This is a genomic window from Microbispora oryzae (genome assembly GCF_017896165.1).
Taxonomy (GTDB): Bacteria; Actinomycetota; Actinomycetes; order Streptosporangiales; family Streptosporangiaceae; genus Microbispora; species Microbispora oryzae.
In genome coordinates this window covers 160,770-184,848 of sequence record NZ_JAFCNB010000012.1, presented here as the reverse complement: position 1 = coordinate 184,848, position 24,079 = coordinate 160,770, and the positions used below count along the sequence as shown (strand labels likewise).

Genomic DNA, 24,079 nt, shown 5'->3' with positions numbered 1-24,079 from the left:
GCGCGGTCTAGCCGCGCTCCCTGTCGAGGGCGGCGGCGACGGCGGCCTGGCCGAGGCTGACGCCGCCGTCGTTCGGCGGCACCCGGCGGTGTGTCAGGACCCGGAAGCCGTCGGCCTCCAGCAGGTCGGTGGCCCGCTCCAGGAGCAGCATGTTCTGGAAGACGCCGCCGGAAAGGGCCACCGTGGACGGTGCCCCGGCGTCGCGCAGGCGCGCGCAACCGTCCGCGACCAGCCGGGCGACCGCGTTGTGGAACCGGGCGGCGACCACCTCGGCGGGCGTCCCCGCGCCCAGGTCGTCGACGACGGCCGCGACCAGCTCAGGCCCGGCCGCCGTGAACAGCGCCGTGGTGGCCGGCGCCCCGGCGAGCAGGGGACATTCGTACGCGCCCGGTTCGGCCGGGTCTGCCCGCCGCTCCAGTTCCACGGCGGCCTGGCCCTCATAGGTGATCACGTCCCTGCCGCAGGTGATCGCCGCCACGGCGTCGAACAGGCGGCCCATGCTGGACGTACGCGGAGAACCGACACCGGCGCGGGCGAGCGCGACCACGGCCGGCCAGCGGTCGGCGTTGCGCCGCACCACGTCCATGTCGTCAGGGACGCAGCCGCCGAGGGCGAGGTCGAGGTAGGCGGCGGCCATGCGCCACGGCTCCCTGATCGCCGCCGCACCGCCCGGCATGGGCAGCGGCTCCAGATAACCGGCCCGCTCGAACCGGGCCAGGTCGGCGATCAGGAACTCCCCGCCCCACAACGTGCCGTCCAGGCCGTAGCCCAGGCCGTCGAACGCGACGCCGATCACCGGGCCGCACTCGCCGTTGTCGGCCAGACAGGAGGCGACGTGGGCGTGATGGTGCTGGACACCCACCAGATCGACGCCCTCCCGCTCCAGGGCGTACTTGGTGGACAGATATTCGGGGTGCAGATCGTGCGCCACCACCTCGGGGACCAGGTCGAACAGCCGGCGGAAGTGCTCGATCCCCTGCGTGTACGCCCGCAGCGTCTCGTAGTTCTCCAGGTCGCCGATGTGGTGGGAGACGAACGCACGACGGCCTTTGGCCAGGCAGAAGGTGTTCTTCAGCTCGGCGCCGCAGGCCAGCACGGGCCGGGGGACGCCGGCCGCGAGCGCCATCGGCTGGGGCGCGTACCCGCGGGACCGCCGGACGGGCAGCTCTCGTCCGCGGAACGTCCGGACGACCGAGTCGTCGGCCCGCACGTGGATCGGCCGATCGTGGGTGAGGAACACGTCGGCGATGCCGGCCAGCCGTTCCATCGCCTCCTCGTCGACGTACGCGATCGGCTCGTCGGACACGTTTCCGCTGGTCAGCACGAGCGGGCAGGCGAGCTCCCGGAGCAGGAGGTGGTGCAGCGGGGTGTAGGGCAGCATCAGGCCGAGCCAGGGATTGCCGGGCGCCACGGAGGGGGCGATCGCGGCCCCAGGCAGCTCGGGCGGCTCGGGCAGCCGCCGCAGCAGCACGATGGGCCGGGCCGGGCCGGTCAGCAGCCGCTCGGCCGTTTCGTCGACGGCGCACAGGCGGCGGGCGGCGGCCAGGTCGGGCGCCATGACCGCGAACGGCTTGTCCTCCCGGTGCTTGCGGGAACGCAGCGCCGCGACGGCGGGCTCGCGGGCGGCGACGGCGGCAAGATGGTAGCCGCCGAGCCCCTTGACGGCCAGCACGGCGTCGCGTCGGAGCCACCGGACGGCCTCGGCCACCGGGTCGCCGGCGATCGTCCGGCCCTCCCGATCGACCAGCCGGAGCCGCGGGCCGCAGGCGGGGCAGCACACCGGCTGGGCGTGGAACCGCCGGTCGGCCGGATCGTGATATTCCCGGGCACAGTCCGCGCACATCGCGAAACCGGCCATCGTCGTGTTCGGCCGGTCGTACGGCACGTCGCGGACGATCGTGAACCGGGGGCCGCAGTTGACGCAGTTCGTGAAGGCGTAGCCGTACCGGCGATCGGCCGGGTCGGCCATCTCCCGCAGGCAGTCGACGCAGGTCGCGACGTCGGGTGAGACCAGGGCCCGCCGGTCGCCCCCCACGGCGCTGCGCACGATGACGAACCCGGTGCCCCCCGGCCCGGCCCGGACGCGCTCGACACTGATCCGCTCGATCACGGCGAGCGGCGGCGGATGGCCCCGCAGCGCGGCGAGAAACTCCCCCACCGGCGCCCGGCCACCCTCGACCTCGATGAACACGCCGCGCTCGTCGTTGCCGACCAGCCCGTCGAGCCCCAGCTCGATGGCCAGACCGTACACGAAGGGCCGGAAGCCCACCCCCTGCACGATGCCCTCGACCCTGATCGCGGCGCGTACCCGCCTGCTCACCTGGCCATTGTCGCGCCGCGATAAGATCCGCAGGCCGTCGGCCCCCCGCGGAGGGCGTCGTCGTCTTCCTGTTCGCCGTCGCATACCGTTGGGAATTCGCCCTGCGGCGGCCCCTCGGTCACCCGGTGGCCGAGCGTCACCTGCTTTGATCTCGGCGGCGTGCCGTGACCAAACCGCCGGGACCGAACCGCCGGGACCGGCGTGGCAGGCCGCCACCCGTCCATCGTCTCTGTCTGTCGAGGAGCCAGATCGATGAGCCCGAACCCGGACCGCACCGGCGTGCCCGGCGCCGACGCGATCCTGCGACGCCAGCGCGCCAGGGAGTCCGCCGCCCGCACCTACGCCCGATCGTTCCCGATCGTGCCCGTCCGCGCGTCGGGCATGACGATCGAAGGCGCCGACGGCCGCCGCTACCTCGACTGCCTGTCGGGAGCCGGTTCGCTCGCGCTCGGCCACAACCACCCCGTCGTCGACGAGGCCGTACGGCGCACGCTCGACCGCGGCGTGCCGCTGCACGTGCTCGACCTGGCGACGCCGGAGAAGGACGACTTCACCGACGCCCTCTTCGCGACCCTGCCCGGACGGTTCCGCGACCGGGCCCGCGTCCACTTCTGCGGCCCGGCCGGCACGGACGCCGTGGAGGCCGCGCTGAAACTGATGGAGACCGCCACCGGGCGGCGCGGCCTGCTCGCGTTCACCGGGGCCTACCACGGGATGACGGCCGGCGCGCTGGCCGTAACCGGCAACGTCGCGGTGAAGGCCCCGCTCCCCGCGACCGGGGCCGAGGTGACCCGGCTGCCCTACCCGTACGCGTACCGGTGCCCGTTCGGAGTCGGCGGTGACCGCAGCGCGGAGATCGCGGCGACCTACACCGAGCGGCTGCTCGACGACCCCGCCGGCGGGGTGGTGCCGTCCGCCGCCATGATCATGGAGATCGTGCAGGGCGAGGGCGGCGCCGTGCCCGCGCCCGACGGCTGGGTGCGCGAGATGCGCAGGATCACGGCCGAACGGGAGATCCCGCTGATCGTCGACGAGGTGCAGACCGGCGTCGGACGCACGGGCGCGTTCTGGGCCGTCGAGCACAGCGGCGTCGAACCGGACGCCATCGTGATGTCCAAGGCGATCGGCGGGGGGCTGCCGCTCGCCGTGATCGTCTACCGGGACGAGTACGACGGCTGGCTCCCCGGCGCGCACACCGGCACCTTCCGCGGCAACACCCTCGCCATGGCGGCGGGCGCCGCCACCCTCCGGTACGTCGCCCGCGAAGGGCTGTCCGAGCGGGCCGCGGCCATCGGCGCCCGCATGATGTCGCGGCTCGACGGCCTGCGCGCCGCGCTGCCCGCCATCGGAGACGTACGGGGCCGCGGTCTCATGATCGGCGTCGAACTGGTCGACCCGGAGGGCCCCACGGACTCCTGCGGAGCGCGCCCGGCCGCCCCCCGCACCGCCGCCGCCGTCCGCGCGGCCTGCCTGCGCCGTGGCCTCATCGTGGAGCTCGGCGGCCGTTACGACGCCACACTCCGGCTGCTGCCGCCCTTGACGATCACCGACGAGGAGGTCGAGGCCGTCCTCGATCGGCTGGCCGACGCCGTCGCCGAGGTCTCCGTCGCTCCCCGGCTCGCGGGACGGCCGGCGTGACGGCGCCGATCTCCCGGCAGCCGGTGGAAGCCGGCGGCCCGCGCCACACCGCTCCCGCGCCGGTCGAATCCGGACAGCAGGACCGCGCCGCACCTGAACCTGTGGGAGCTGGAGGGCCGGACCACGCCACACCTGGACCGGTGGAGGCTGGAGGGCCGGACCACGCCACACCTGGACCGGTGGATGCTGCGCGCCTGGACCGCGGCGCCCTGGGACCGCTGCTCACGACTGTGCTCGACGCCCTGGCCGCTGGCGTGACGCGGCGCGGCGGGCCGATCCCCGCCGTGTCGCCTGAGGACCTCGCCGCCGAGATCGCCCGCGCCTTCGCCCCTGGAGCCGACCCCAGCCCTGAACTGGACTCCGGACGAAGCACCAGCGGAAGCACCGGCCCAGGCTTCAGCCGGGACCCCGGACGGGACCCCGGACGGGGCTCTGGCCTGGACTCCGGAGGGGGCGACCCGGACGCCCTGCGTCGGCTGACCGAGATCCTCGCCTACGGGAGCGCCGACCCCGCCGACCCGTACTGCGCCGCGCACCTGCACTGCCCGCCGTTGCCCGTCGCGGTCGCCGCCGATCTCGCGGTGAGCGCGCTGAACCCCTCGATGGACTCCTGGGACCAGGCCCCCGCCGCCACTGCCCTGGAGACGCTGCTGATCGACGAGCTGGCGGGGCTGGTGGGATACCCGCCGGGTGCCGCCGGAGTGCTCACCTCCGGCGGCACCGAGTCGAACCTGATGGGGCTCATGCTCGCCCGAGACCACGTACTCGGCCGGGCCACCGGGCGCCGGGTCGAGGTCACCGGCCTTCCGGGCGACGGCCCACGCCCACGGATCTTCGCCTCGTCTGTCGCGCACTTCTCCGTCCAGCGGGCGGCCGCCCTGCTGGGCCTCGGCGAGGAGGCAGTCGTCCCGGTGGCCGTCGGGGACGACCTGCGGATGGATCCCGGCGCCCTGGCCGCCGAACTGGCGGCGAGCGCCGGGCGAGGTGAGCTGCCGATGGCGGTCGTGGCGACGGCCGGGACCACCGACACCGGGGCGATCGATCCCCTGCCGGAGTGTGCCCGCCTCGCCGCCGCGTACGGGGCCTGGCTCCACGTCGACGCCGCGTACGGCGGCGGCGCGCTGCTCTCCGATCGGCTGGCCCCGCTGCTGGACGGCGTCAACCTGGCTGACTCGGTCTCGCTCGACTGGCACAAACTGGGATGGCAGCCCGTCGCCGCCGGAATCTTCCTGGTCCGGCAGGCCGAGACGTACGCCTCCCTGGCCAGGCGCGCGGCGTACCTGAACCCCGCGGACGACGAGGATGCGGGATATGGGAGCCTGCTCGGCCTCTCCCTGCGCACCACCCGCCGCGCCGACGCGGTCAAGATCGCCGTGACCCTGCGTACGCTGGGCCGCCGTGGGCTGGGCGAACTGGTCAACGCATGCCACGACCTGGCGCTCGCCGGAGCCGCCGCCGTACGCGCCCATCCTCGCCTGGAGTTGCACACGGAGCCGGTGCTCACCGCCTTTCTGTTCCGCTACCTGCCCACGGATCCGGCCGCAGGTCCTGCCGGCCCGGCCGAGATCGACCGGGTGAACGCGGCGCTCCGCCGAAGACTCCTGCGAGAGGGACGCGCCGTCGTCGGTCGGACGGAATTGCCCGGCGACGGCCCCGGCCGGGTCAGGCTCAAGCTGACCTTGCTCAACCCCACCACCACGCCGGAGCAGATAGAGCGGCTCCTGGAGACCGTCGTCGAGGCCGGGCAGGCCGAGGAAGCTCGGTGACCGGGTCCGGCCGCGCCTCAGCACCGTCGGTATCCGTCGGTATCCGTCGGTATCCGTCGGTATCACCGTCGATCTCGGAGTCGGCTTCGTGGGTGGTAGAGGAGGGTCCAGGTGCCGTTTGGGTTGCGGTGGGCGGTGTAGCGGTCGGGGTGGGCGAATTTGTCGCGGTTGTGGAAGGTGCAGGCGGGGGCGAGCAGGTCGAGGTTGGTGACGCCGTCGTCGATCCAGCCGTTGACGTGGTCGACTTCGGCCATGGTGGCGGGGATCGGGCAGCCCTGGCAGTAGCAGGTGGCGTACTGCGCCAGCAGGGCTTTGCGCTGGGCGGGGGTGGCCAGCCGCACCGAGCGGCCCATGTCCAGGACCTGGCCCTTGGCGTCCATCACCATCCGGGTCAGGCGTGAGGTGCGGGCCAGGCGGTGGACGTCGCTGACGGGCAGCAGGTGCCCGGTGGCGACCAGCAGGCCGGGAGCGAGCCGGTCCGGGGCATGCCCACACGTCCGGCACGCGTCAGCCCGCGCTCCGGCCGCCTGTGCCTCCGTCCGCCCACCCGCCCGCGACTCCGCGTCTGCGCCCGCGGCAGCGCCTACGGCAGCGGCAGCGGCAGCGGCAGCGGCAGCGGCAGCGGGCATGCCACCACCCCAACCGCCGCTCCCCGTGCCGTCGGCAGGCCACGCGGCATCGTCAGAACCCGCACCATGGTCGGGCTCTGCGGCATGGTCGGGCTCCACGGCATGGTCGGGACGGGAGTCGCCAGGACCCGCCTGCTCGGGAGCGGACTCAGGTGGAGCGGCCTCAGGTGGAGCGGACTCGGGTGAAGCGGACTCGGGTGGACCATCCCTGGGAGGAACCGCCTCGTCGTTTGGACCGTCTCGGTCGGCGCCGGCCGCAGGAGGTGCCTCATCATCGCCGCGCGCACCCGCCGCACCCGCCGCACCCGCGGTGCTGCGTGCGCCCGTCGCCCGGCTGGCGCCCGGCGACGTGTTCTGAGTCGTGGGATCGGTTGTGCCGATCGTCGTGTCGGAGTCGGTGCCGGTCGGGGTGGCGTCCTGCGCTCCGGCCGGCGGGGCCTTCGGTGCGCCGGTGGGGGCGAGGATGTCGTCGGGCAGGGACTCGGCGCGGACCATGACGACGAGTTCCGTGGAGACCTTCTCGCTCAGCAGGGCCGAGAAGGCGTCGGCCTGGCGGACACGTAGCGGCCGGTCGTCGTCCTTGTCCTTCGGGCGGGCATAGGAAGTCAAAAACGCGCGCAGCCGCGCCGCGGCCTCTCTGGGCAGGCGGAACTCCCCCTCCACGCCACCGGTGCTGGACGGGCGGACCAGCAGGAACCGGGACGCGTAGTCGTCCTCACACTCCTCAACCAGCGCGCCGGGGTCGAGGATCTCCCGGATGTAGCGGCCGGCCTTGGCCACCTCCGCGCAGGACGCGCTGTCGGACAACTGCAGCAGGATCGGCTCGGCCTCCGCCGCCTGCGCGTCGGTCAGCTTCGCCGTCACGGTGGTGATCGCATCCACCGCTCCACCGGACAGGGAACCATCCCGGTAGCGGGCCTTCACCAGGGGAAGGCGGGCCACCTCACCGGAGATCCGCAACCACCGCGACGCCTGCGCACCCGTCATCCCCGGACCACGCCGCACCACCACCGGCACCACGGGCGCGCCCGGTACCTCAGCGCCGGTCTCTGCGGCGTCTGGTGCGAGGGTGTTCGGATCGGGGGTGCTCGGTCTGTCTGAGCGGAGCCACGAAGCGGTGGAGGCATGTCCATATGCCTTTGCCCCACCGGTGACGTTCACCCGGTGCAGCATCGCCACCATCGCCGAATTCAGCAGATCCACCGCCTGAATCAGCGTCTCAGCCCGCTGCAGGCACACCGCCGAACTGTCCGGCAGCTCCGCCGCCGCCCACCGGGCCGCGAGCTCCAGCAGCTCCGCCTCCGACAGCCCCAGCCCCAGCCCCAGCCCCGCGGCATCGCCGCCCTCGGCACCTGCCACAAGACCGGCCACAGGACCGCCCGCACCGGGCTCCCCCGTCCCCCTCGACTCCCCGACACCCGAGTCGCCCGAGCCGGACGGGGCGGATGCCTGACCGCGCCCGTCAGCGGATCTCTCATCGGTTGGCCGCCCCAGCGGAACGACCCGAGAGTCCCCCTGTGGGTCCAGGCACGTGCCCGCAAGGACCGGCGGCACAGACGCCGCCGACCGCGACGACCGCGCCGTAACGCCTTCGGTGGGACCCGGAGGAACGGCACCAGGGTCGGCGCCCTCCGGCCGGACCGGGTCGGAGCTGTCCCGAACAGGATCGTGAAACGCCGGCACCGAGACACCTCCCCCTACCATCAGTCCATTTGCGTAACACCAACACTACAAAACGTCACCAGCAAACCGCAAGCCTGTTCGAAAAACTGAGGAAACGTCTGCCCCGCACGGCAAAGCCGGCACCACGAGCCGGGACGCGGGGCACCGCCACCGACGGTGACATCGACGGCGATACCGGCGGCGATACCGGCGGCGACACAACCGGCCCCATCCCCCACCATCAATGCGTACGCGCGTTCGACACGCCACAGGCCGCGACCGACAGAATCGGCGGGCCCGCCGCGAATGACCATCCCGATCGGGGGTATCCATAATTCCGATCGGCAAGGTAGGGTAAACGAGTGCAATTCGACTTCACCATGGCGATCGGCTCGTTCCTGGTCGCCATCGTCGTCGGGCTGACGGGGATGGGCGGGGGCGCCCTGATGACGCCCATGCTCGTCACGTTCTTCGGCGTTCCTCCCCTCGCCGCGGTGTCGAGCGACCTCGTCGCGGCGGCCATCATGAAGCCGGTGGGAAGCTTCGTCCACCTCCGGCGCGGAACGGTGAACCTCAAGCTGGTGGGCTGGCTGTGCGCGGGCTCGATCCCCGCAGCGTTCGGCGGAGTGCTCATCGCCCGGGCGCTCGGTCACGGTGACGGCGTCCAGGACATCATCCAGAAGGGCCTCGGCGTCGCCCTCCTGATCGCCGCGACCGGGCTCGGCGTACGCGGAATCCTCGCCCTGCGCGATCGGGCCGAGGGGCGCACCGCCGCGACCGGGCGGCGCACCGCGGAGCCCGGCGCGCCGGCCGCGACCGAGCTTCCGGACGTCGCCGTACGCCCACTGCCCACCGCGATGGTCGGGGCGGTCGGCGGACTGGTGGTCGGCATGACCTCGGTGGGCTCGGGCTCGTTGATCATCGTTGCCCTGCTGGCGCTCTATCCCACCCTCAGGGCCAACCAGCTCGTGGGGACCGACCTGGTCCAGGCCGTGCCGCTCGTCCTTTCGGCCGCCCTGGGACACGTGATGTTCGGCGACTTCCAGCTGCCGATCACCGCCGCGCTCCTGGTTGGGTCGATTCCCGGCGTCTACATCGGTTCCCGGATCTCTTCCCGCGCCCCCGGCGGGCTGATCCGGCGGGCGCTGGCCTTCGTCCTGCTCGCCTCGGCGCTCAAGATGTTCGGCGTCGGAACGGCCCCGACCGTATGGGCGCTCCTCGGCATCCTGATCGCCGCGCCCGCCTTCTGGACCGTCCTTCGCGTCCGGTACGGCCTCCCCGCGTTCGGCTGGTTGCGGCACGGCGAAGACGGGCGGCCCGCCCTGCAGCGGATCAAGTGATCACCTGAGGCCAGGGCGCCCGAGCGGCATGAGGCGGCCTCAGTCTCCGGCGGGCAGGTGCCTGGCCAGGAAGCCGGTCGTGAGCGCCCAGGCCACCGGCGCGGCCTCGGGGTCGTGAAACCGGGCCGAGGTGAAGTTGTGGAACGCGTGCCCGGCGGTCTCCTGCACGTGAATTTCCATTCCGGGCCGCCCCGCGACCGCCTCCTCCACCGCGGCCACCTTGTCCCGCGTGATGAACGAGTCCTGCCCGCCGAAGTGGAACTGGATCGGGCTGTGGACGCGCTCCACGAGATCGAGCGTCTCGGGAACGGCCGAGCCGTAGAAGGAGACGACCGCGCCGAGGTCCGTGCGGGCCGCCATGAGGTACGCGAGCGAGCCGCCCAGGCAGAAGCCGACCACGCCGGTCCCGCCGCGCACCTCGGGCAGCGCGCCAAGCGCCTCCAGCGCGGCGAGACAGTCGGCCACGCCCCGCTCGACGTCGAATCGCGCGCCCCTCTCCAGCCCCTGCGCCAGCCCCTCGTCGCCCCGGCCGGCCGTCCAGTTGCGGCCCGATCTCCAGAAGAGGTCAGGGGCCCCGACGACGTAGCCGAGAGCCGCCAGATCGCGCGAGACCGTCCGGATGTACTCGCCCACGCCGAAGATCTCCTGGATGACCACGAGCCCCGGGCCGTACCCGCGCTCCGGCAGCCACAGGTGCAGGTCGAATTCCCCATCGGGGACGTTGACGGAATGCGTACGTTCGGTCATGAGGTCCTCTCCCGGTCATACCAGCACAGAAAAGGATCTTCCCACCACGCCGTTCCCGCCGGACAGTGTTTCGACGGTTCGTACGAGCGCAACAGGCGCGCCCTACAGCCCGCGCCCTACAGTCCGCGCAGGGCGGGCAGCAGTTCCTTCTCCGACCACTCGAAGAACTCGCGCTGGTGCCCGGCTCCGATCTGCACGAGCGCCACATGGGTGAAGCCCGCGTCGGTGTACCGCGCCACCGCCTCGGCCACGGCGTCCGCGTCGGAGCCGCACGGCACCTTCGCCGCGACGTCCTCCGGGCGGACGGTCTCGGTGCTCGCCTCGAACGCCACCGGGCCGGGCAGCTCCGACATCACCTTCCAGCCGGGCAGCGACCATCTCCACAGCCGGTGCGCCCGCTCGACCGCCGCGTCGCGATCCTGGTCGTAGCAGATGGGCAGCTGGCCGTACACGGGTCTGCCCCCACCGCCGGACCCAGACCCGCCTGACCCGCCGGACCCGCCTGACCCGCCGGAACCGTGGAACCGCTCCACCACGGAGCCGTCCGGCTCGGTCGCCACCAGGGCGTCGCCCAGCTCCGCGGCGATCTCGGCCGACTGGGCGCCGGAGGCCGCGACCGCGACCGGGACGGGCCGCTCCGGGAGGTCGTACAGCCGGGCGGAGTCGATGGAGAAGTGCGTGCCGCGGTAGTCCTGGTATCCGCCCCGGAAAAGCTCCTTGATGATCTCGATGGCTTCCCGGAACATCTCGTGCCGGGTGTTCACCGGCGGCCATCCGTGCCCGACGACGTGCTCGTTCAGGTTCTCGCCCGCGCCGACGCCGAGCGTGAAGCGGCCCTCGCTGAGGACCCCCATCGTGGCGGCCTTCTGGGCCACCACGGCCGGGTGGTAGCGCATGATCGGGCAGGTGACGTAGGTCATCAGCGGGAGCCGCTCGGTCGCCTGCGCCACCGCACCGAGGACCGACCAGGCGTACGGCGAGTGGCCCATCTCCTCGAGCCAGGGGAAGTAGTGATCGGAGATGACGGCGTAGTCGAAGCCGATCCGCTCCGCCGTGACCGCGTCCTCCACCAGCTGCCTCGCGGGTGTCTGCTCGCTCATCATGGTGTATCCGATCTCAGCCATACCGCGCCCCTACCCAGCGCGACCCGGAACTCTCCACCGATTCCGGACCGGGCGACCGGCCCGGCTGAGCTGCACATCTACCGTGGAAGTGAGGCGCCGCCGCGCCGTCACCGCTGGAGGGATGCCGATGCCGGACGACTCACGCGCCCCCGTCAGAACGCCTCCCGCGATCGTCAAGCCCATCCCGGCCGAGCTCATGGAGGATCCGGGCACCGGTCTCGACTACGGCATCCGGCCCGACCGGATGATCGGCGACATCACGCCCGTCGACCGTTTCTTCGTCCGCAACCACGCTTCGACGCCGCGTGTCGACGCGGTGACCTGGGCCCTGCGCATCGAGGGCGACGGCGTGCGGCGGCCGGTGACCTACACCTACGACGAGCTGTGGCGGTGTTTCCCCCTCGTCTCCGTCGTACGGACCATCGAGTGCGCGGGCAACCGGCGCCGCCTGTTCGCGGAGGAGCTCGGCCGGCCCTTCACGGGCGTCTACTGGGGCCGGGGCGCCATCGGCACGGCCGAGTGGACCGGGGTCCGCCTGCGCGACCTGCTCGACACCGCGGGGATCACGCCGGCGGCGTGTGACGTGATGCCGGAGGGGCTCGACGCGGCGCGGGGACGCCGCCCGCTCCCCCTCGCCAAGGCCCTCGCCGACGACACCCTGCTGGCCCTCGGGATGAACGGCGAGATCCTGCCGCCCGACCACGGTTTCCCGGCCCGTGTGGTGGTCTCCGGGTGGCTCGGCGCGGCGAGCGTGAAGTGGGTCGGCCGGATCGTCGTCTCCGAACGGCCGCTGCGGGCGCCGTGGACCACCGAGGACTATGTGCTGATCACCGCGGCCGGGACGGCGCCGATTACCGGCACGCCGGTGGCCAGCCTGGTCGAACTGCCCTGGGCGGCCCGCCTGCCGGCCGGGCCGAGGATCGTCCGAGGTACGGCGTACGCCGGGGAGGACCGCGTCCGATCGGTGGACCACCGCGTGGACGGCGGCCCCTGGCGGCCGGCCGTGCTGGACACTCCGGGCGGCCCCGGGCTGTGGGCGCGGTGGCACTTCCGGTGGAGCCCCGAGCCGGGAGATCACACGATCGAGGTCCGCGCCACGGACGACCGGGGCCGCGCCCAGCCCGCCGCCACCCCCTGGAACGCGCTGGGCTACTGCCACAACTCGGTGCTCGTCCACCCCGTCACGGTTTTCTGAGGCCGGTGTTCTGCCGCCGACGGTCTGACGCGGCCTCACCGGCGCCCGGCTCGGGAACTGGCAAAAGTCGGTGAATCTTGTGTTACGCGCAGCGTGTCGTATTTCGCCGGGCGTGCGGGACACGCCACCCTATGGACCAACCCGGCCACTGGGGAGGATCCATGCTCAAGCGCAACCGACTTTTCGGACAAAAGACTCGAATCACCTTTACCCTGCCGGCGGAACACCCCGACGGCGTCGTCAGCGTCGTAGGCGACTTCAACGAATGGCGGCCGGGCCACCACGAGCTCAGGCCGCGCCGGAACGGCACCCGTACCGTGTCGGTGATCCTCCCGCCGGGCGCGCACCGCTTCCGCTACCTGGCCACCGGCGGCGTGTGGTTCGACGACGAGAGCGCCGACCACATCGACGATCACGGCAGCGTCCTGCACCTGTAGCCGAGAGACGGCGCGGGCGGGGTGCTCACGATCCCGTCGCGGTCGCGAGCCTGCGCGCGGCGGCGCGGCCCGCTCGGGTGCGCGCCGCCGAGCCGAGGAAGGCCAGGCCGAACGCCAGTCCCACGAGCAGGGCGATGGACGCCCCGGCCGCCACGTTCCACAGGGTCGACACCCACACCCCGGCCACGCCGCAGCCGACCCCGATGGCCGCGGCGAGCGGGAAGAGCATGGCGAGCCGGTCGCTGAGCAGCCGCGCCGTCGCCGCGGGCCCCACGAGCAGGGCCACGGCGAGAACGGCGCCGAGCGCGGGCACGACCGCGACCACGGTCACCTCGATGAGCGCCAGCAGCACGAAGTCGAGGACGGCGGTCGGCAGCCCCAGCGCCGACGCCCCGGTGGGGTCGAAGGCGGCCAGCAGGAGCTCCTTGCCCAGCAGGATCAGTACGAGCACCACCCCGACGGCCACCACCCCGGTGGCGGCCAGGTCGCCCGTACTGACCGCGAGGATGTCGCCGACCGTGTACGCGGTGAGGTCCTTGGAGAAGCCGTCCTGGGCCGACACGAGCACGACGCCGAGCGCGAAGCCCCCGGACAGGGCGATACCGGTCGCGGCGGTGAAGTCCTGCCCGCGGCCGCGGCTGAGCGCGACGACGGCGAGGACGACGAGCAGCCCGAACAGTCCGCCGCCGAGATAGAGATCGACTCCCAGCAGGGCGGCGATGACGATGCCGGGGAAGGTCGCGTGGGTGAGGGCCATCGTGAAGAACGGCAGCCGCCGCGCCACCACGAGGACGCCCACCACGCCCCCGAGCGCGCCCACCGTCGCGGCCTCGATCATGGCCCGGTGGACGGTGGAGTCGAACCAGTTCACCGCAGTGCCTCCAGTCCCGCGGCGCCCGAGGCCCGGTCCAGCCGGACCCGCCGCCGCGCCACTCCAGCCGCCCAAGCCAGGCCGTACATCGCCACGAGGATCAGCACGACGGCGCCGCCTGAGGCGAGCCGCAGCCCGTGGCCGACGGACGCCTCGTAGCTCGCGGCGAGGCCGAGCCAGCCGGCCGCCGCGCCCATGACGCAGGCGAGCGGCACGATGACCGCGATCCGGTCGGACAGCACGCGGGCCGCGGCGGCGGGAACGATCAGCAGGGCGATCACGAGGATCGTCCCGACGGCGCGCACGGCCGCGACGACGACGAGGGCCACGGCGATGTTCGACACCAGGTCGAGCAGGCCCACCCGGATCCCCGCCGCGCGGGCTCCCTCGGGGTCGAAGGCGCGCAGCGTCAGCGGCCGGCGCAGCACCGCCAGCAGCACCACGATCAGGATCGTCACGACGCCCGTCTGCGCGAGCTGCTCCTGCGTCACCGTGAGCACCCGGCCGAACAGGAACGCGGTCAGGTCCGCGGTGTAGCCGGTCTGCCGCGACACGAGCACCACCCCGACCGCGAACAGCGTGGTCAGCAGCATGGCCAGCGCGGCGTCCTCGCTCACCCTGCGACGGTGCGTGAGGAGGGTGAGCAGCACGGCCGTGACGACGCCGGCGGCGAGCGCGCCCCAGAAGACGCCGCCCTCCCCGGCCATGAGGTAGCCGATCACGACGCCCGGGAACACGGTGTGCGTCAGCGCGTCGCTGACGAACGCGAGGCGGCGCAGCAGGACCAGCACGCCGACCGTGCCGGCGAGCGCGCCGAGGATGACCAGCTCGGCCAGGGCGCGGGCCATGAACGGCAGGTGGAACGGCTCGAACAGGATCATGTCTGGGTCACGATCACCCGGTCGCCGCGCAGTTCGAGCGCGTGGCCGCCGTACGTCGCGCGCAGCCGCTCGGGGGTGAGCGTGGCGTCGGTCGGGCCGAAGCCGAACTGGTGCCGGTTGAGCAGGCACACCTCGTCGCAGGCGAGGTGGGCGATGGCGAGGTCGTGCGTGCTGACGACCACGGACGTGCCCCGGCCCTTGAGCGCGTCCATCGCCTCCAGGATCGTGTGCTGGCTGACCGCGTCCACGCCGTTGAACGGCTCGTCGAGCAGCAGCAGCCGGGGCTGGGCGGCGATGGCCCTGGCCAGCAGCACCCGCTGCCGCTGACCGCCCGACAGCGTGCCGAACCGGTGCCTGGCCCGCTCCGCGAGCCCCACCTGCTCCAGCGCGGCGGCCGCGTGCTCCCGGTCGGCCGCGGACGGGCGGCGCAGCCAGCCGATCTTCCGGTAGCGGCCCATCATCACGACCTGCTCGACCGAGATGGGGAAGTCAGGGTCGAGGGTGTCGGCCTGCGGCACGTACGCCACGTCGCGCCTGGCCCGATCCGGGGAGGTGCCGAGCACCTCGATCCGGCCCCGTACGACCGGGACCAGGCCGAGAAGCGCCTTGATCAGGGTGGACTTGCCCGCGCCGTTCGGCCCGATCAGGGCGACCGCCTCACCCTCGTAGACCGTGCCGTGCAGTTCCTCCAGCACGGGCACGTCGCCGTACGCGACGCTCGCCCGGTCGAGGACCAGCGCGGCGGTACGGCCCGGGGGACCCGCCACGTCGGCGACAGTACCCGCGGCAGTACCCGCTGCAGGACCGTCGGCCGCGCCGACAGCAGCACCGGCAGCAGCACCCACGGCCGCGCCGGCGACGGCGGCGCCGTTCTCCGTGGGCCCTGTCATGTCGGCGAGCCCGTGAGAGCGTTGACAATCATGTCCGTATTGTGCTCTTCCATCTGGAGGTAGGTGGCACCGGCCGACCCTTCCGGGCCGAGCGTGTCACCGTACAACGAGTCCTCGCCCGCCACGACCTTGACGCCGGCCTCGCGGCCGATGGCTTCGGCCGTCTTGGGCGGCAGCGACGACTCCGAGAAGACGGCGGACACGCCGCTCGCCTTGATCTTCGCCACCAGGTCGGAGATCTGCTTGGCGGACAGCTCGGCCGAAGTGTCGAAGCTCGGGATGATCGACCCGACGAACGTCAGTTTGTACCGCTCGATGTAGTAACCGAACGCGTCGTGGTTGGTGACGAGTTTGCGCCGGTCAGGGGGGATGGAGTCGATCCGCCGGGCGATGTCCGCGTCCAGGGAGTCGAGCTTCGCGTCGTACGCGGCGAGGTTGGCCTGGTAGGCGCCCGCGTCGGCCGGGTCCTTCGCGGCGAGCGCCTTCTCGATGGACGCGGCCATGATCTTCACGTTCTGCGGGTTGTGCCAGATGTGGGGATCGCCCTCCGCCTCCTCCTCCGTGCCGTTGCCCTCGCGGATCGGCACGCCCCGGCTCGCGTCGACGATCGGGCCCTCGAACCCGGCGGACTCGATCACCGGGTCGAGCCACTTCTCCAGGCCGACGCCGTTTTTCACCACGACGTCCGCCTCGGCGATCGACTGGATGTCGAGCGGGGACGGCTCATAGTCGTGCGGATCGACGTTCGGCTTGAGGATCTGGTGGACCTCGACCTCGTCACCGCCGACGTTGCGGACGAAATCGGCGATTTGCGTGGTGGTCGCCACGACCTTGAGCCGGTCGCCGGACGCCGCCGATCCGGATTGGCCGGAGCCGGCCGAGCCGCAGGCTCCGGCGAAGAGGACGACGAGCGTGGCCGCCGCGAGGGAACGGACATGAGGGGAGAGCACGGGAGATCCTCGGGAAGTCGACATACGTGATGTGAAACGCGATCCTTCCAGATCGTCCCAAGAATGAAAATGATTGTCAAGTTCGTTTTGGCCTGCTGCGGATACTGTGCCCGGATACGCGAACGGCCCCCGCCGTCGATGGCGGGGGCCGCGCGATCGGATCGATCCGGCTCCGGGGCCGAGGCCCTGTTCCCGGCCTCGGTCTCAGGCTCGGTCTCAGACCTGGCCGGCCTTCTCCAGTGCGGAGCAGACGGTGCCCACGATCAGGCGGGTGACCACGTACGGGTCGATGTTGGCGTTGGGACGGCGGTCCTCGATGTAGCCCTTCTTCTCCAGGGCGACCTGCCACGGGATGCGCACGGAGGCGCCGCGGTTGGACACGCCGTAGCTGAACTCGCTCCACGGCGCGGTCTCGTGGTGACCGGTCAGGCGCTGCTCGATGCCGTAGCCGTAGCCCTTGATGTGCTCCATCGCACGCTCGGAGAGCGCCTCACAGGCCGTGATGATGGGGTCGTAACCCTCGCGCATGGCCTTGGTGGAGAAGTTGGTGTGGGCGCCGGCGCCGTTCCAGTCACCCTTGGCGGGCTTGGGGTCGAGCGTCGCGGCCACGCCGAAGTCCTCGGCGATCCGGTAGAGGAGGTAGCGGGCGATCCAGAGGTGGTCGGCCACCTCGACCGGCCCGGCGGGGCCGATCTGGAACTCCCACTGGCCCGGCATGACCTCGGCGTTGATGCCGGAGATCTTCAGGCCGGCCGCGATGCAGGCGTCGAGGTGCTTCTCGACGATGTCGCGGCCCACCACCTCGTCGGCGCCGATGCCGCAGTAGTACGGGCCCTGGGGCCCGGGGAAACCGCCGACCGGGAAGCCGTACGGGCGGCCGTCCTTGAAGAGGGTGTACTCCTGCTCGATGCCGAACCAGGAGTCCTGCTCGGCGTACTGCTCGGCCAGGGGGGTGAGCATCGCCCGGGTGTTCGTCGGGTGCGGAGTCATGTCGGTGAGGAGGACCTCACACAGGACCAGCACGTCGGCGCCGCCCCTGATGGGGTCGGGGCAGATGAAGGCCGGCTTGAGCACGCAGTCCGACGCGTCACCGGTGGCCTGGTTGGTGCTGGACCCGTCGAAGCCCCAGATCGGCGGCTCGGCGCCGTCGGCCAGGACCTTGGTCTTGGACCGGAGCTTCGCGGTCGGCTCAGTGCCGTCGATCCAGATGTACTCAGCCTTATATGTCACGTCGTCCCCTCCGGGCAGCCTGTGTGCATTCGTCCGCGAGGCTTGAGGGTGGTGGTTTTACATTTCGCGACCTTTGCCCATTTGTGAACGTGGTGTTACGAAGCTACTTTTTGCCGTCGAATCCCCGGCCCCCGCTCGGGACGCCTCCGGGTGGGCCCTCTCCGCGCACATGATCCCCGCTCTCGTGGGCAGTGGCGATGTCACCCACGAAACGGACTCCTCTGGGAGTGAGGTCAAATGGTCATACTGGGCCTTCTTCTCGTACTGGTCGCGGCGGCGGCCCTGGTCGAAATCTCCTGGACCGACACCGCCACCTCGATGCCGGTCACCGTGTTCGACCGGACGATCAACCTCAGCGCGTTCGAGCTGTTCATCGCCGGTGCGGTGACGGCCGCCGTGTTCGTCGCCGGGCTGCTGCTCATCACCGGCGGCATGCGCCGCGCCTCCGTCAGGCGTCGCAGGCTCCGCGAGACCCGGACCGCCGAGCGCGAGCGCGTGGCGCGTCTCGAAGCCGAGAAGCGCGACCTGGAGCGCCGGCTGAGCGACGACCGGGCGGCAGCCCCCACAGCCCCGGCAGCACCGACGGCCCCCGCGCCCGTGCCCACGCCCGTCGTCGACCGGGACCGCGACGGAGTGGACGACCGAACCGAGGACGGCGCCAAGGACGGTGCCGAGGACCGCGGCCGGGTCTCCGTCCCGGCGCAGCAGACGGGCGGCCACCTCGACCGGCTCGTGGCGGGCGGCACCCGGCGGAACGACCCCGGCCGGCGTGCCTGACCCGGGTCTCAGCCGCGGCCGTGCCCCTCGGCCGCGGCGACCAGGCTGTCGGGTGAGCGCACCCGGCTCACCTCGCGTCCGGCCGCGCGGGCCAGCTCGGCGAAGGTGACCGCGTTCCGCACGGCCGCGGCGCCCGGGTCGTTGTTGAAGTACACGTACGCGTCGCCGGTCCCGCCGAGCCGGTGCACCCATCCGGCCAGGGCCTGCCTGCCGTAGCTCGGCCAGGGACGCGCCACGCCCTCGTGGCAGCGGAGGTAGGCCCAGTCGGCCGTACGCCAGAGGGGGGTCGCCGGCCGGCCGAGCCGGTCCGCCCAGCACAGCGCCGCGCCGAACTCGGCCAGCAGTTCGCGGATCTCGTCCGTCCACCACGAGTCGTGCCGGGGTTCGACCGCCACCCGCACCTTCCGGGGGAAGCACGCCAGGCACGCCCGCAGCCGCCCGGCGTCGACCCGCAGCGTGGGCGGCAGTTGCAGCAGGATCGGGCCGAGCTTGCCGCCCAGGCCCTCCGCCACGCCCATCAGCCGCCGCACCGGCTCCTCCGGGTCCTTCAGCCGCTTGATGTGAGTGAGGAACCGGCTGGCCTTGACCGCCATGACGAAGTCGTCCGGGGTCCGCTCCCGCCACGTCTCGAACGTCTCCCGCTTGGGCAGCCGGTAGAAGGCGTTGTTGTTCTCGACCGTGGCGAACATCTCGCCGTAGCTCTCCAGCCACAGGCGCTGGGGCGCGCCGTGGTAGACCGGGTCGCGCCAGTCGGCGTACTGCCAGCCCGAGGTCCCCACGAACAACGGCATACGGTCCCCCTACCCCATACGAACCCCCATACGAACCCGCATAGTTCATCCGGAGACGGGCAGGCGAGCCCACGACCGAACGGCACGAGTAGGCACACGGATGAGAAGGGGAGCACGATGATTCAGGGCAAGACGATCGCATTTCTCGTCGCCCCCGAGGGGATCGAGCAGGTCGAGCTGACCGAGCCGTGGGAGGCCGTCCGGCAGGCCGGGGGGACACCCAAGCTGATCTCCACCAAGGGCGGACGGGTCCAGGCGCTCAACCACCTCGACAAGGCCGACACCTTCCCCGTCGACGCCACCGTGGACGAGGTCTCGGCCGCCGATTTCGACGGCCTGGTCCTGCCGGGCGGGGTGGCCAACCCCGACTACCTGCGGACGCGGCCCGCGGCCGTTGAGTTCGCCAAGGCGTTCTTCGAGGCGGGCAAGCCGGTCGCGTCGATCTGCCACGCGCCGTGGACGCTGGTGGAGGCCGACGTGGTGCGGGGCCGCACCCTCACCTCCTGGCCGAGCGTGCGGACGGATCTGCGCAACGCCGGGGCCACGTGGGTCGACCAGGAGGTCGTGGTGTGCACCGCCGGGCCGAACACGCTGGTGAGCAGCCGCATGCCGGACGATCTGAAAGCCTTCTGCCAGGCTGCCCTGGAGGCGTTCGGCGGCTGATCTCCGGCGTCAGGTGAGGGAACCGGCCGTCGCCGGAGCCGGCGCGCGGGCGTCCGCGGCACGTTGCGGCATCGGTACCGTCCCGTAACAACCGGCTCCGACAATGTGATCAATGGTCAGAAGCCAGACCAGAGGAGCCGGGCATGCCAGATCCCGCCCCGGCATCCCGCTGGAGCGGTGATCGCCGGCACGGCACGGACGGCGGCCGGGCATCCCGCACCGGTTTGAGGAGGCCACGTGGCGCAAACCCTCGACGACGACGCCCGACGACTCGCTGAACTCGGCTATCGGCAGGAACTCTCCCGCACGTGGAGCGGGTTCTCCAACTTCGCCATCTCGTTCTCGATCATCTCGATCCTGGCCGGCTGCTTCACCACCTTCAGTCAGGCGTGGAACAACGGAGGGCCGCTCGCCGTCTCCATCGGCTGGCCGCTGATCTCCGCCTTCATCCTGATCATCGGTTTCTGCATGTCGGAGCTGGTCTCGGCGTACCCGACGGCCGGCGGCATCTACTGGTGGGCGGCCCGGCTCGGCAGGCCGGTGCACGGCTGGTTCACCGGGTGGCTCAACCTCATCGGGCTGATCGCGGTGACCGCGTCGGTCGACTACGGCTGCGCCACGTTCCTCAACATCGTGATCGGCCGGTTCAGCGACGGCTGGGCCGCCGGGAACGGCCTGCACCAGACGTTCCTGCTGTTCGCGATCGTCCTGGTCCTGCACGCGTTGATCAACATCTACAGCCACCGGCTGATCTCCGTCCTGCAGAACGTCTCCGTCTGGTGGCACGTGTTCGGCGCGGCGGTCGTGGTGCTGATCCTGATCTTCGGCCCGTCCCGGCACCAGAGCGTCGGCTTCCTGTTCGAGCAGTTCAACAACTCCGGCTTCGGCAGTGGCTCGTCCGGCCCGTCCTTCTGGCTGTACGTCCTGCCGCTGGGCTTCCTGCTCACCCAGTACACGATCACGGGCTTCGACGCCTGCGCCCACGTGTCGGAGGAGACGCACGGAGCGGCGAAGTCGGCCGCGCGGGGCCTGTGGCAGTCGATCTTCTACTCGGCGGTCGGCGGCTGGATCCTGCTGCTGTCGTTCCTGTTCGCGGCGACCGACGTGGACGCGATCAACAAGGAGGGCGGCTTCGTCGGCGCGATCTTCACCTCGTCGCTGTCGTCCACCCTGGCGACCGTCGTCTTCGGCATCTCGACCATCGGGCAGTTCTTCTGCGGGATGAGCTGCGTGACGTCGATGTCCCGGATGACATACGCCTTCTCCCGCGACGGCGCCGTCCCCGGCTGGCGGCTGTGGTCGAAGGTCGACCGCAACCGCACGCCGGTCAACGCGATCATCGGCGGGTGCCTGGTGGCCCTGCTGATCACCCTGCCCGCGCTCTACGCGCCTCCCGGCAGCACCACCCCCGTGGCGTTCCTGGCCGTGGTCTCGATCGCGGTGATCGGGCTCTACCTGGCGTTCCTCATCCCGATCTGGCTCCGGCTGCGGGCCGGTGACTCCTTCCAGCCCGGGCCGTGGACGCTCGGCCGCAAGTACAAGCCGCTCGGCTGGATCGCGGTGATCGAGATCGCCGTCATCTCGATCTACTTCATCCTGCCCATCGCGCCGTCCGGCGTGCCCGGCGACGCCGACTTCACCTGGACCTCGGTGAACTACGCTCCGATCGCCGTCGGCGCGGTGCTCCTCGGCATCGCCCTGTGGTGGCACCTGTCCGCGAAGCGCTGGTTCACCGGCCCGCGCCGTACGGTCGACGACGTCGACCTGCCGGAGCCTGTCGGCTGAGCGCCGGCTGAGCGACGGCTGAGCGACGGGCCGAGCGGCGCGTCAGGACGCGTCGAACGCCTCCGCGACGGCTCGGCGGGCCTCTTCCATGGAGCCCCGGCCGAGCTCGTTCGCGACCGACGTCATCCGCACGTCCGGCATCCCGCAGGCGACGGCGAGGTCCCACGGCGTGAGGTCGCCGTCGACGTTGAGCGCGAAGCCGTGGCTGGTGACGGCGCGGCTGGCGCGCATGCCGATCGACACGATCTTCCCCCCGGTGTCGCGGGTCCAGACCCCGGTCAGCAGCTCCGACCCCGGCGGGGTGTCGCGCCGCTCGGCCGCCACGCCGAGCTTCTCCAGCGCCTCGACCAGCCGCAGCTCGACCTCGCGGATGTAGTCCACGACGCCCTCGCCGTCGCGCAGCTTGACGATGAGATAGCCCACGAGTTGCCCCGGCCCGTGGTAGGTGAGCTGGCCGCCGCGCCCGGTCGGCACCACCGGGATGCCCGCGGACGGCGCCGGAAGGTGCGACTGGAGCGTCCGCTTGCCGATGGTGAAGACGGAAGGATGGCTGAGCAGCCAGAGCGTGTCCGCCCGCGCGTCGTTCTGCCGCTCCTCGACCAGAGCGGCCATGCGCTCCATGGCCTGCTCGTAGTCGACGAGGTCGTCCTGGATCAGGGTCAGGGGCCGTTGCACCATAGTCGCGTCACCTCTCCACCAGCGAGCATAGACGCGGGCGCGGAGCGGGCAGGCCCGGGGGCGCCGGGCCCCCGGTCGGTCCCGCCGTCAGTCACGCGGTCAGTACGGGTGACCGTAGCGCTCCGGCTCGTTGGGAACGATGATCCACATGATCAGGTAGGCCACGAACTGGGGCCCGGGAAGCAGGCAGGAGAGCAGGAACAGCAGCCGCACCATGGTGGGCGGCATGCCGAACCTGTCCGCTATGCCCCCGCAGACCCCCGCGATGATCCTGTGCCGTCTCGATCGGTACATCCGTCGGCTCCCTTCCACGATCAGTCCGACCCGTCCAACGAACGGCCCTGCGATCAGGCTTCCACAGGCGGCCCTGAGAAAACCCTGATCGGCGAACCCTCACCGGGCTCAGGGGCGCCGGAAGGTGTTCAGGCGGAAGCCGTAGAGGCCGGCGGCGGGCTCCATGGCGGCCGCCAGGCGGAGCAACACGGACAGCAGCACCCGGCCGCCGCCGGCGAGCCGCGCGCGCACCGAGTCGAGCAGCAGCACCCAGCAGATCCAGCCGACCAGCAGCACCGCCCAGAAGGAGATGAGCCGGTAGAGCAGCACGACGGCCGTGGCGGCGCCGCCCGCGACCCCGGCCGCGACAAGCGTCGCGCCCAGGCCGAGCTCGGCCGCGCCCAGCCCGCCGGGGATCAGGGCGAGCATCCCGGCGCCCTTGGCGGCGACGTAGCCGAGCAGGACGGTCGGAGCGCCGACCTCCACGCCCGAGGCCGCGCAGACGGCGGCGAGGCAGGCCATGTCGAGCACCCAGTTGCCCAGGGCCAGGGTCACCAGCGCCAGCCGATCGCGCCCTCCCGGACGGACGGCGGCGAAGGCGGCCTCCAGCTGCGTCATCACCGCCGGCACGCGCGCCGTAAGCCAGGCGCGGACGGACCTGAACCGCGGCCGGGCGACCGCCCACACGATGAGGGGCAGCGCCACGAGCAGCGCCAGCACCGCCGCGGTGAACGGCCGGGCGGCCGGCTCGGCGAGCAGGGCCACCAGGCCGAGCAGCACGAAGGTGGCCGACGAATACACTCCGCTGAGCACGAGGGTGGCCGCGATCAGCGGCTTCGCCGCCCCCGCGCGGCTGAGCTGCCGGGTCACGTAGGCGAGCGACAGGACCGACCCCGCCGGGAGCGAGTTCGACAGCGCGGTGCGGGCGTAGGTGAGCGCCACCGCCCGAGGCAGGGGCAGCCGCGTCCCGCCCACGACGAGGACGCGCCGCACGAGCCGGGCGAACATCGCCATCGAGATCCACTGCGCGAGCGCCGCGACGCCCAGCCATCCGAGGTCCAGGCCGGTCAGCGCCTGTGCGACGGCGCTCCCGTCCGGCAACCGGTCTCTCAGGACGAAGACCGCGAGCCCGGCGGCGCCGGCCACCGGCACCCACCTCAACCGCGAAGACATCGCCACTCCTTCTATCCTGTACGACTCCCCCGCGCGGTGGCGGAGCGCTACCGCCGGATTCACCGGAATGTTGCTTCCGAAGGCGTGCCCGGCGCGATGCCGCGACCCGGGAAGATCGGGGCCCCCACGTTGCCGGGACCCGGAACACCGGCCTCCGACCAGCCCACCGCCGACCCCACGCGTGCCGAACCCCTCATCCGGACCGCGCATTCCCGGAAAGCCGGGTGATTTGCCCTTTCGTCGTGGTGATCTTCTCCGC

21 protein-coding genes are annotated in these 24,079 nt (G+C 72.0%); 8 read left to right on the top strand and 13 right to left on the bottom strand.

Annotated features, from left to right (window positions below; all coding sequences use genetic code 11):
* Nucleotides 1-7: 7 nt before the first annotated feature.
* A complete protein-coding gene (gene hypF / locus JOL79_RS22135; protein WP_307848667.1) occupies nt 8-2,320 on the bottom strand; it encodes a carbamoyltransferase HypF in 2,313 nt (770 codons plus the stop codon).
* 252 nt (nt 2,321-2,572) lie between these two features.
* Here hypF and JOL79_RS22130 point away from each other — a divergent pair, with 252 nt between their 5' ends.
* Together JOL79_RS22130 and JOL79_RS22125 are read left to right on the top strand one after the other, a co-directional pair.
* Nucleotides 2,573-3,958: a diaminobutyrate--2-oxoglutarate transaminase family protein gene (locus JOL79_RS22130; protein ID WP_210157791.1), complete on the top strand. Its 1,386-nt coding sequence runs from the start codon at nt 2,573-2,575 to the stop codon at nt 3,956-3,958.
* Nucleotides 3,959-4,137: 179 nt separating this feature from the next.
* Nucleotides 4,138-5,724, top strand: a complete 1,587-nt coding sequence (locus JOL79_RS22125; RefSeq protein WP_307848666.1) for a pyridoxal phosphate-dependent decarboxylase family protein — start codon at nt 4,138-4,140, stop codon at nt 5,722-5,724.
* A gap of 62 nt (nt 5,725-5,786) precedes the next feature.
* Here JOL79_RS22125 and JOL79_RS22120 read toward each other — a convergent pair whose 3' ends face one another.
* Nucleotides 5,787-7,724, bottom strand: coding sequence for a DUF222 domain-containing protein (locus tag JOL79_RS22120; RefSeq protein WP_210157790.1), 1,938 nt, complete (start codon nt 7,722-7,724; stop codon nt 5,787-5,789).
* Between the two features lie 653 nt (nt 7,725-8,377).
* Between JOL79_RS22120 and JOL79_RS22115 the strand changes: the two genes are divergently transcribed.
* A complete protein-coding gene (locus JOL79_RS22115) occupies nt 8,378-9,355 on the top strand; it encodes a sulfite exporter TauE/SafE family protein (protein ID WP_307848665.1) in 978 nt (325 codons plus the stop codon).
* A gap of 39 nt (nt 9,356-9,394) precedes the next feature.
* Here the strand turns inward: JOL79_RS22115 and JOL79_RS22110 are convergent, their stop codons facing one another.
* Both JOL79_RS22110 and JOL79_RS22105 read right to left on the bottom strand, forming a co-directional pair.
* Nucleotides 9,395-10,102 carry a dienelactone hydrolase family protein gene (locus JOL79_RS22110; protein ID WP_210157789.1) on the bottom strand — a complete coding sequence of 236 codons (708 nt, stop codon included), beginning with the start codon at nt 10,100-10,102 and terminating at the stop codon, nt 9,395-9,397.
* Nucleotides 10,103-10,218: 116 nt separating this feature from the next.
* On the bottom strand, nt 10,219-11,226 hold the full coding sequence (locus JOL79_RS22105; protein ID WP_210157788.1) for a TIGR03557 family F420-dependent LLM class oxidoreductase: 1,008 nt from the start codon (nt 11,224-11,226) through the stop codon (nt 10,219-10,221).
* Between the two features lie 127 nt (nt 11,227-11,353).
* Between JOL79_RS22105 and JOL79_RS22100 the strand changes: the two genes are divergently transcribed.
* Together JOL79_RS22100 and JOL79_RS22095 are read left to right on the top strand one after the other, a co-directional pair.
* Nucleotides 11,354-12,421, top strand: a complete 1,068-nt coding sequence (locus tag JOL79_RS22100; RefSeq protein ID WP_210157787.1) for a sulfite oxidase — start codon at nt 11,354-11,356, stop codon at nt 12,419-12,421.
* Between the two features lie 161 nt (nt 12,422-12,582).
* Nucleotides 12,583-12,858, top strand: coding sequence for an isoamylase early set domain-containing protein (locus JOL79_RS22095; RefSeq protein ID WP_210157786.1), 276 nt, complete (start codon nt 12,583-12,585; stop codon nt 12,856-12,858).
* A gap of 25 nt (nt 12,859-12,883) precedes the next feature.
* On the opposite strand, the gene JOL79_RS22090 is transcribed toward JOL79_RS22095, so the two are convergent.
* The 5 genes from JOL79_RS22090 to glnII all read right to left on the bottom strand — a co-directional run bounded on the left by JOL79_RS22090 (nt 12,884) and on the right by glnII (nt 17,680).
* On the bottom strand, nt 12,884-13,729 hold the full coding sequence (locus JOL79_RS22090) for a metal ABC transporter permease (protein ID WP_210157785.1): 846 nt from the start codon (nt 13,727-13,729) through the stop codon (nt 12,884-12,886).
* Nucleotides 13,726-14,610 (bottom strand): metal ABC transporter permease, encoded by an 885-nt coding sequence (locus tag JOL79_RS22085; protein ID WP_210157784.1) that lies wholly within the window; start codon nt 14,608-14,610, stop codon nt 13,726-13,728. The genes JOL79_RS22090 and JOL79_RS22085 overlap by 4 nt, the downstream gene beginning before the upstream one ends.
* Nucleotides 14,607-15,377, bottom strand: a complete 771-nt coding sequence (locus JOL79_RS22080) for a metal ABC transporter ATP-binding protein (RefSeq protein ID WP_307848664.1) — start codon at nt 15,375-15,377, stop codon at nt 14,607-14,609. The genes JOL79_RS22085 and JOL79_RS22080 overlap by 4 nt, the downstream gene beginning before the upstream one ends.
* Nucleotides 15,378-15,496: 119 nt before the next feature.
* A complete protein-coding gene (locus JOL79_RS22075) occupies nt 15,497-16,450 on the bottom strand; it encodes a metal ABC transporter substrate-binding protein (RefSeq protein ID WP_210157782.1) in 954 nt (317 codons plus the stop codon).
* A gap of 216 nt (nt 16,451-16,666) precedes the next feature.
* Entirely contained in the window at nt 16,667-17,680 is a 1,014-nt protein-coding gene (gene glnII / locus JOL79_RS22070; protein WP_210157781.1) for a glutamine synthetase GlnII, read from the bottom strand.
* Nucleotides 17,681-17,917: 237 nt separating this feature from the next.
* Here glnII and JOL79_RS22065 point away from each other — a divergent pair, with 237 nt between their 5' ends.
* The gene (locus tag JOL79_RS22065; RefSeq protein WP_210157780.1) at nt 17,918-18,457 is read left to right on the top strand and encodes a hypothetical protein; all 540 of its coding nucleotides are present in this window, start codon (nt 17,918-17,920) and stop codon (nt 18,455-18,457) included.
* An 8-nt stretch (nt 18,458-18,465) separates the two neighbouring features.
* Here the strand turns inward: JOL79_RS22065 and JOL79_RS22060 are convergent, their stop codons facing one another.
* Nucleotides 18,466-19,248: a DUF72 domain-containing protein gene (locus JOL79_RS22060; RefSeq protein ID WP_210157779.1), complete on the bottom strand. Its 783-nt coding sequence runs from the start codon at nt 19,246-19,248 to the stop codon at nt 18,466-18,468.
* Between the two features lie 117 nt (nt 19,249-19,365).
* On the opposite strand from JOL79_RS22060, the gene JOL79_RS22055 reads away from it, so the two are divergent.
* Nucleotides 19,366-19,911: a type 1 glutamine amidotransferase domain-containing protein gene (locus tag JOL79_RS22055; protein ID WP_210157778.1), complete on the top strand. Its 546-nt coding sequence runs from the start codon at nt 19,366-19,368 to the stop codon at nt 19,909-19,911.
* Between the two features lie 237 nt (nt 19,912-20,148).
* Complete coding sequence (locus JOL79_RS22050; protein WP_210157777.1) at nt 20,149-21,696, top strand: amino acid permease; 1,548 nt, start codon at nt 20,149-20,151, stop codon at nt 21,694-21,696.
* A 42-nt stretch (nt 21,697-21,738) separates the two neighbouring features.
* Here the strand turns inward: JOL79_RS22050 and lipB are convergent, their stop codons facing one another.
* The 3 genes from lipB to JOL79_RS22035 all read right to left on the bottom strand — a co-directional run bounded on the left by lipB (nt 21,739) and on the right by JOL79_RS22035 (nt 23,820).
* Nucleotides 21,739-22,374, bottom strand: a complete 636-nt coding sequence (gene lipB, locus JOL79_RS22045) for a lipoyl(octanoyl) transferase LipB (protein WP_210157776.1) — start codon at nt 22,372-22,374, stop codon at nt 21,739-21,741.
* Nucleotides 22,375-22,473: 99 nt separating this feature from the next.
* Nucleotides 22,474-22,668 (bottom strand): PspC domain-containing protein, encoded by a 195-nt coding sequence (locus JOL79_RS22040; protein ID WP_210157775.1) that lies wholly within the window; start codon nt 22,666-22,668, stop codon nt 22,474-22,476.
* Between the two features lie 108 nt (nt 22,669-22,776).
* Nucleotides 22,777-23,820, bottom strand: coding sequence for a lysylphosphatidylglycerol synthase transmembrane domain-containing protein (locus JOL79_RS22035; protein WP_210157774.1), 1,044 nt, complete (start codon nt 23,818-23,820; stop codon nt 22,777-22,779).
* Nucleotides 23,821-24,079: the final 259 nt, after the last annotated feature.

Excerpts from the sequence above, each read along its gene's own strand:
- JOL79_RS22065 (WP_210157780.1), top strand. The coding sequence starts at position 17,918 with ATGGTCATACTGGGCCTTCTTCTCGTACTGGTCGCGGCGGCGGCCCTG.
- JOL79_RS22110 (WP_210157789.1), bottom strand. The coding sequence starts at position 10,102 with ATGACCGAACGTACGCATTCCGTCAACGTCCCCGATGGGGAATTCGAC.
- JOL79_RS22100 (WP_210157787.1), top strand. The coding sequence starts at position 11,354 with ATGCCGGACGACTCACGCGCCCCCGTCAGAACGCCTCCCGCGATCGTC.
- JOL79_RS22085 (WP_210157784.1), bottom strand. The coding sequence starts at position 14,610 with ATGATCCTGTTCGAGCCGTTCCACCTGCCGTTCATGGCCCGCGCCCTG.
- JOL79_RS22035 (WP_210157774.1), bottom strand. The coding sequence starts at position 23,820 with ATGTCTTCGCGGTTGAGGTGGGTGCCGGTGGCCGGCGCCGCCGGGCTC.
- JOL79_RS22060 (WP_210157779.1), bottom strand. The coding sequence starts at position 19,248 with ATGCCGTTGTTCGTGGGGACCTCGGGCTGGCAGTACGCCGACTGGCGC.
- JOL79_RS22040 (WP_210157775.1), bottom strand. The coding sequence starts at position 22,668 with ATGTACCGATCGAGACGGCACAGGATCATCGCGGGGGTCTGCGGGGGC.
- JOL79_RS22055 (WP_210157778.1), top strand. The coding sequence starts at position 19,366 with ATGATTCAGGGCAAGACGATCGCATTTCTCGTCGCCCCCGAGGGGATC.
- lipB (WP_210157776.1), bottom strand. The coding sequence starts at position 22,374 with ATGGTGCAACGGCCCCTGACCCTGATCCAGGACGACCTCGTCGACTAC.
- JOL79_RS22130 (WP_210157791.1), top strand. The coding sequence starts at position 2,573 with ATGAGCCCGAACCCGGACCGCACCGGCGTGCCCGGCGCCGACGCGATC.
- JOL79_RS22095 (WP_210157786.1), top strand. The coding sequence starts at position 12,583 with ATGCTCAAGCGCAACCGACTTTTCGGACAAAAGACTCGAATCACCTTT.
- JOL79_RS22105 (WP_210157788.1), bottom strand. The coding sequence starts at position 11,226 with ATGGCTGAGATCGGATACACCATGATGAGCGAGCAGACACCCGCGAGG.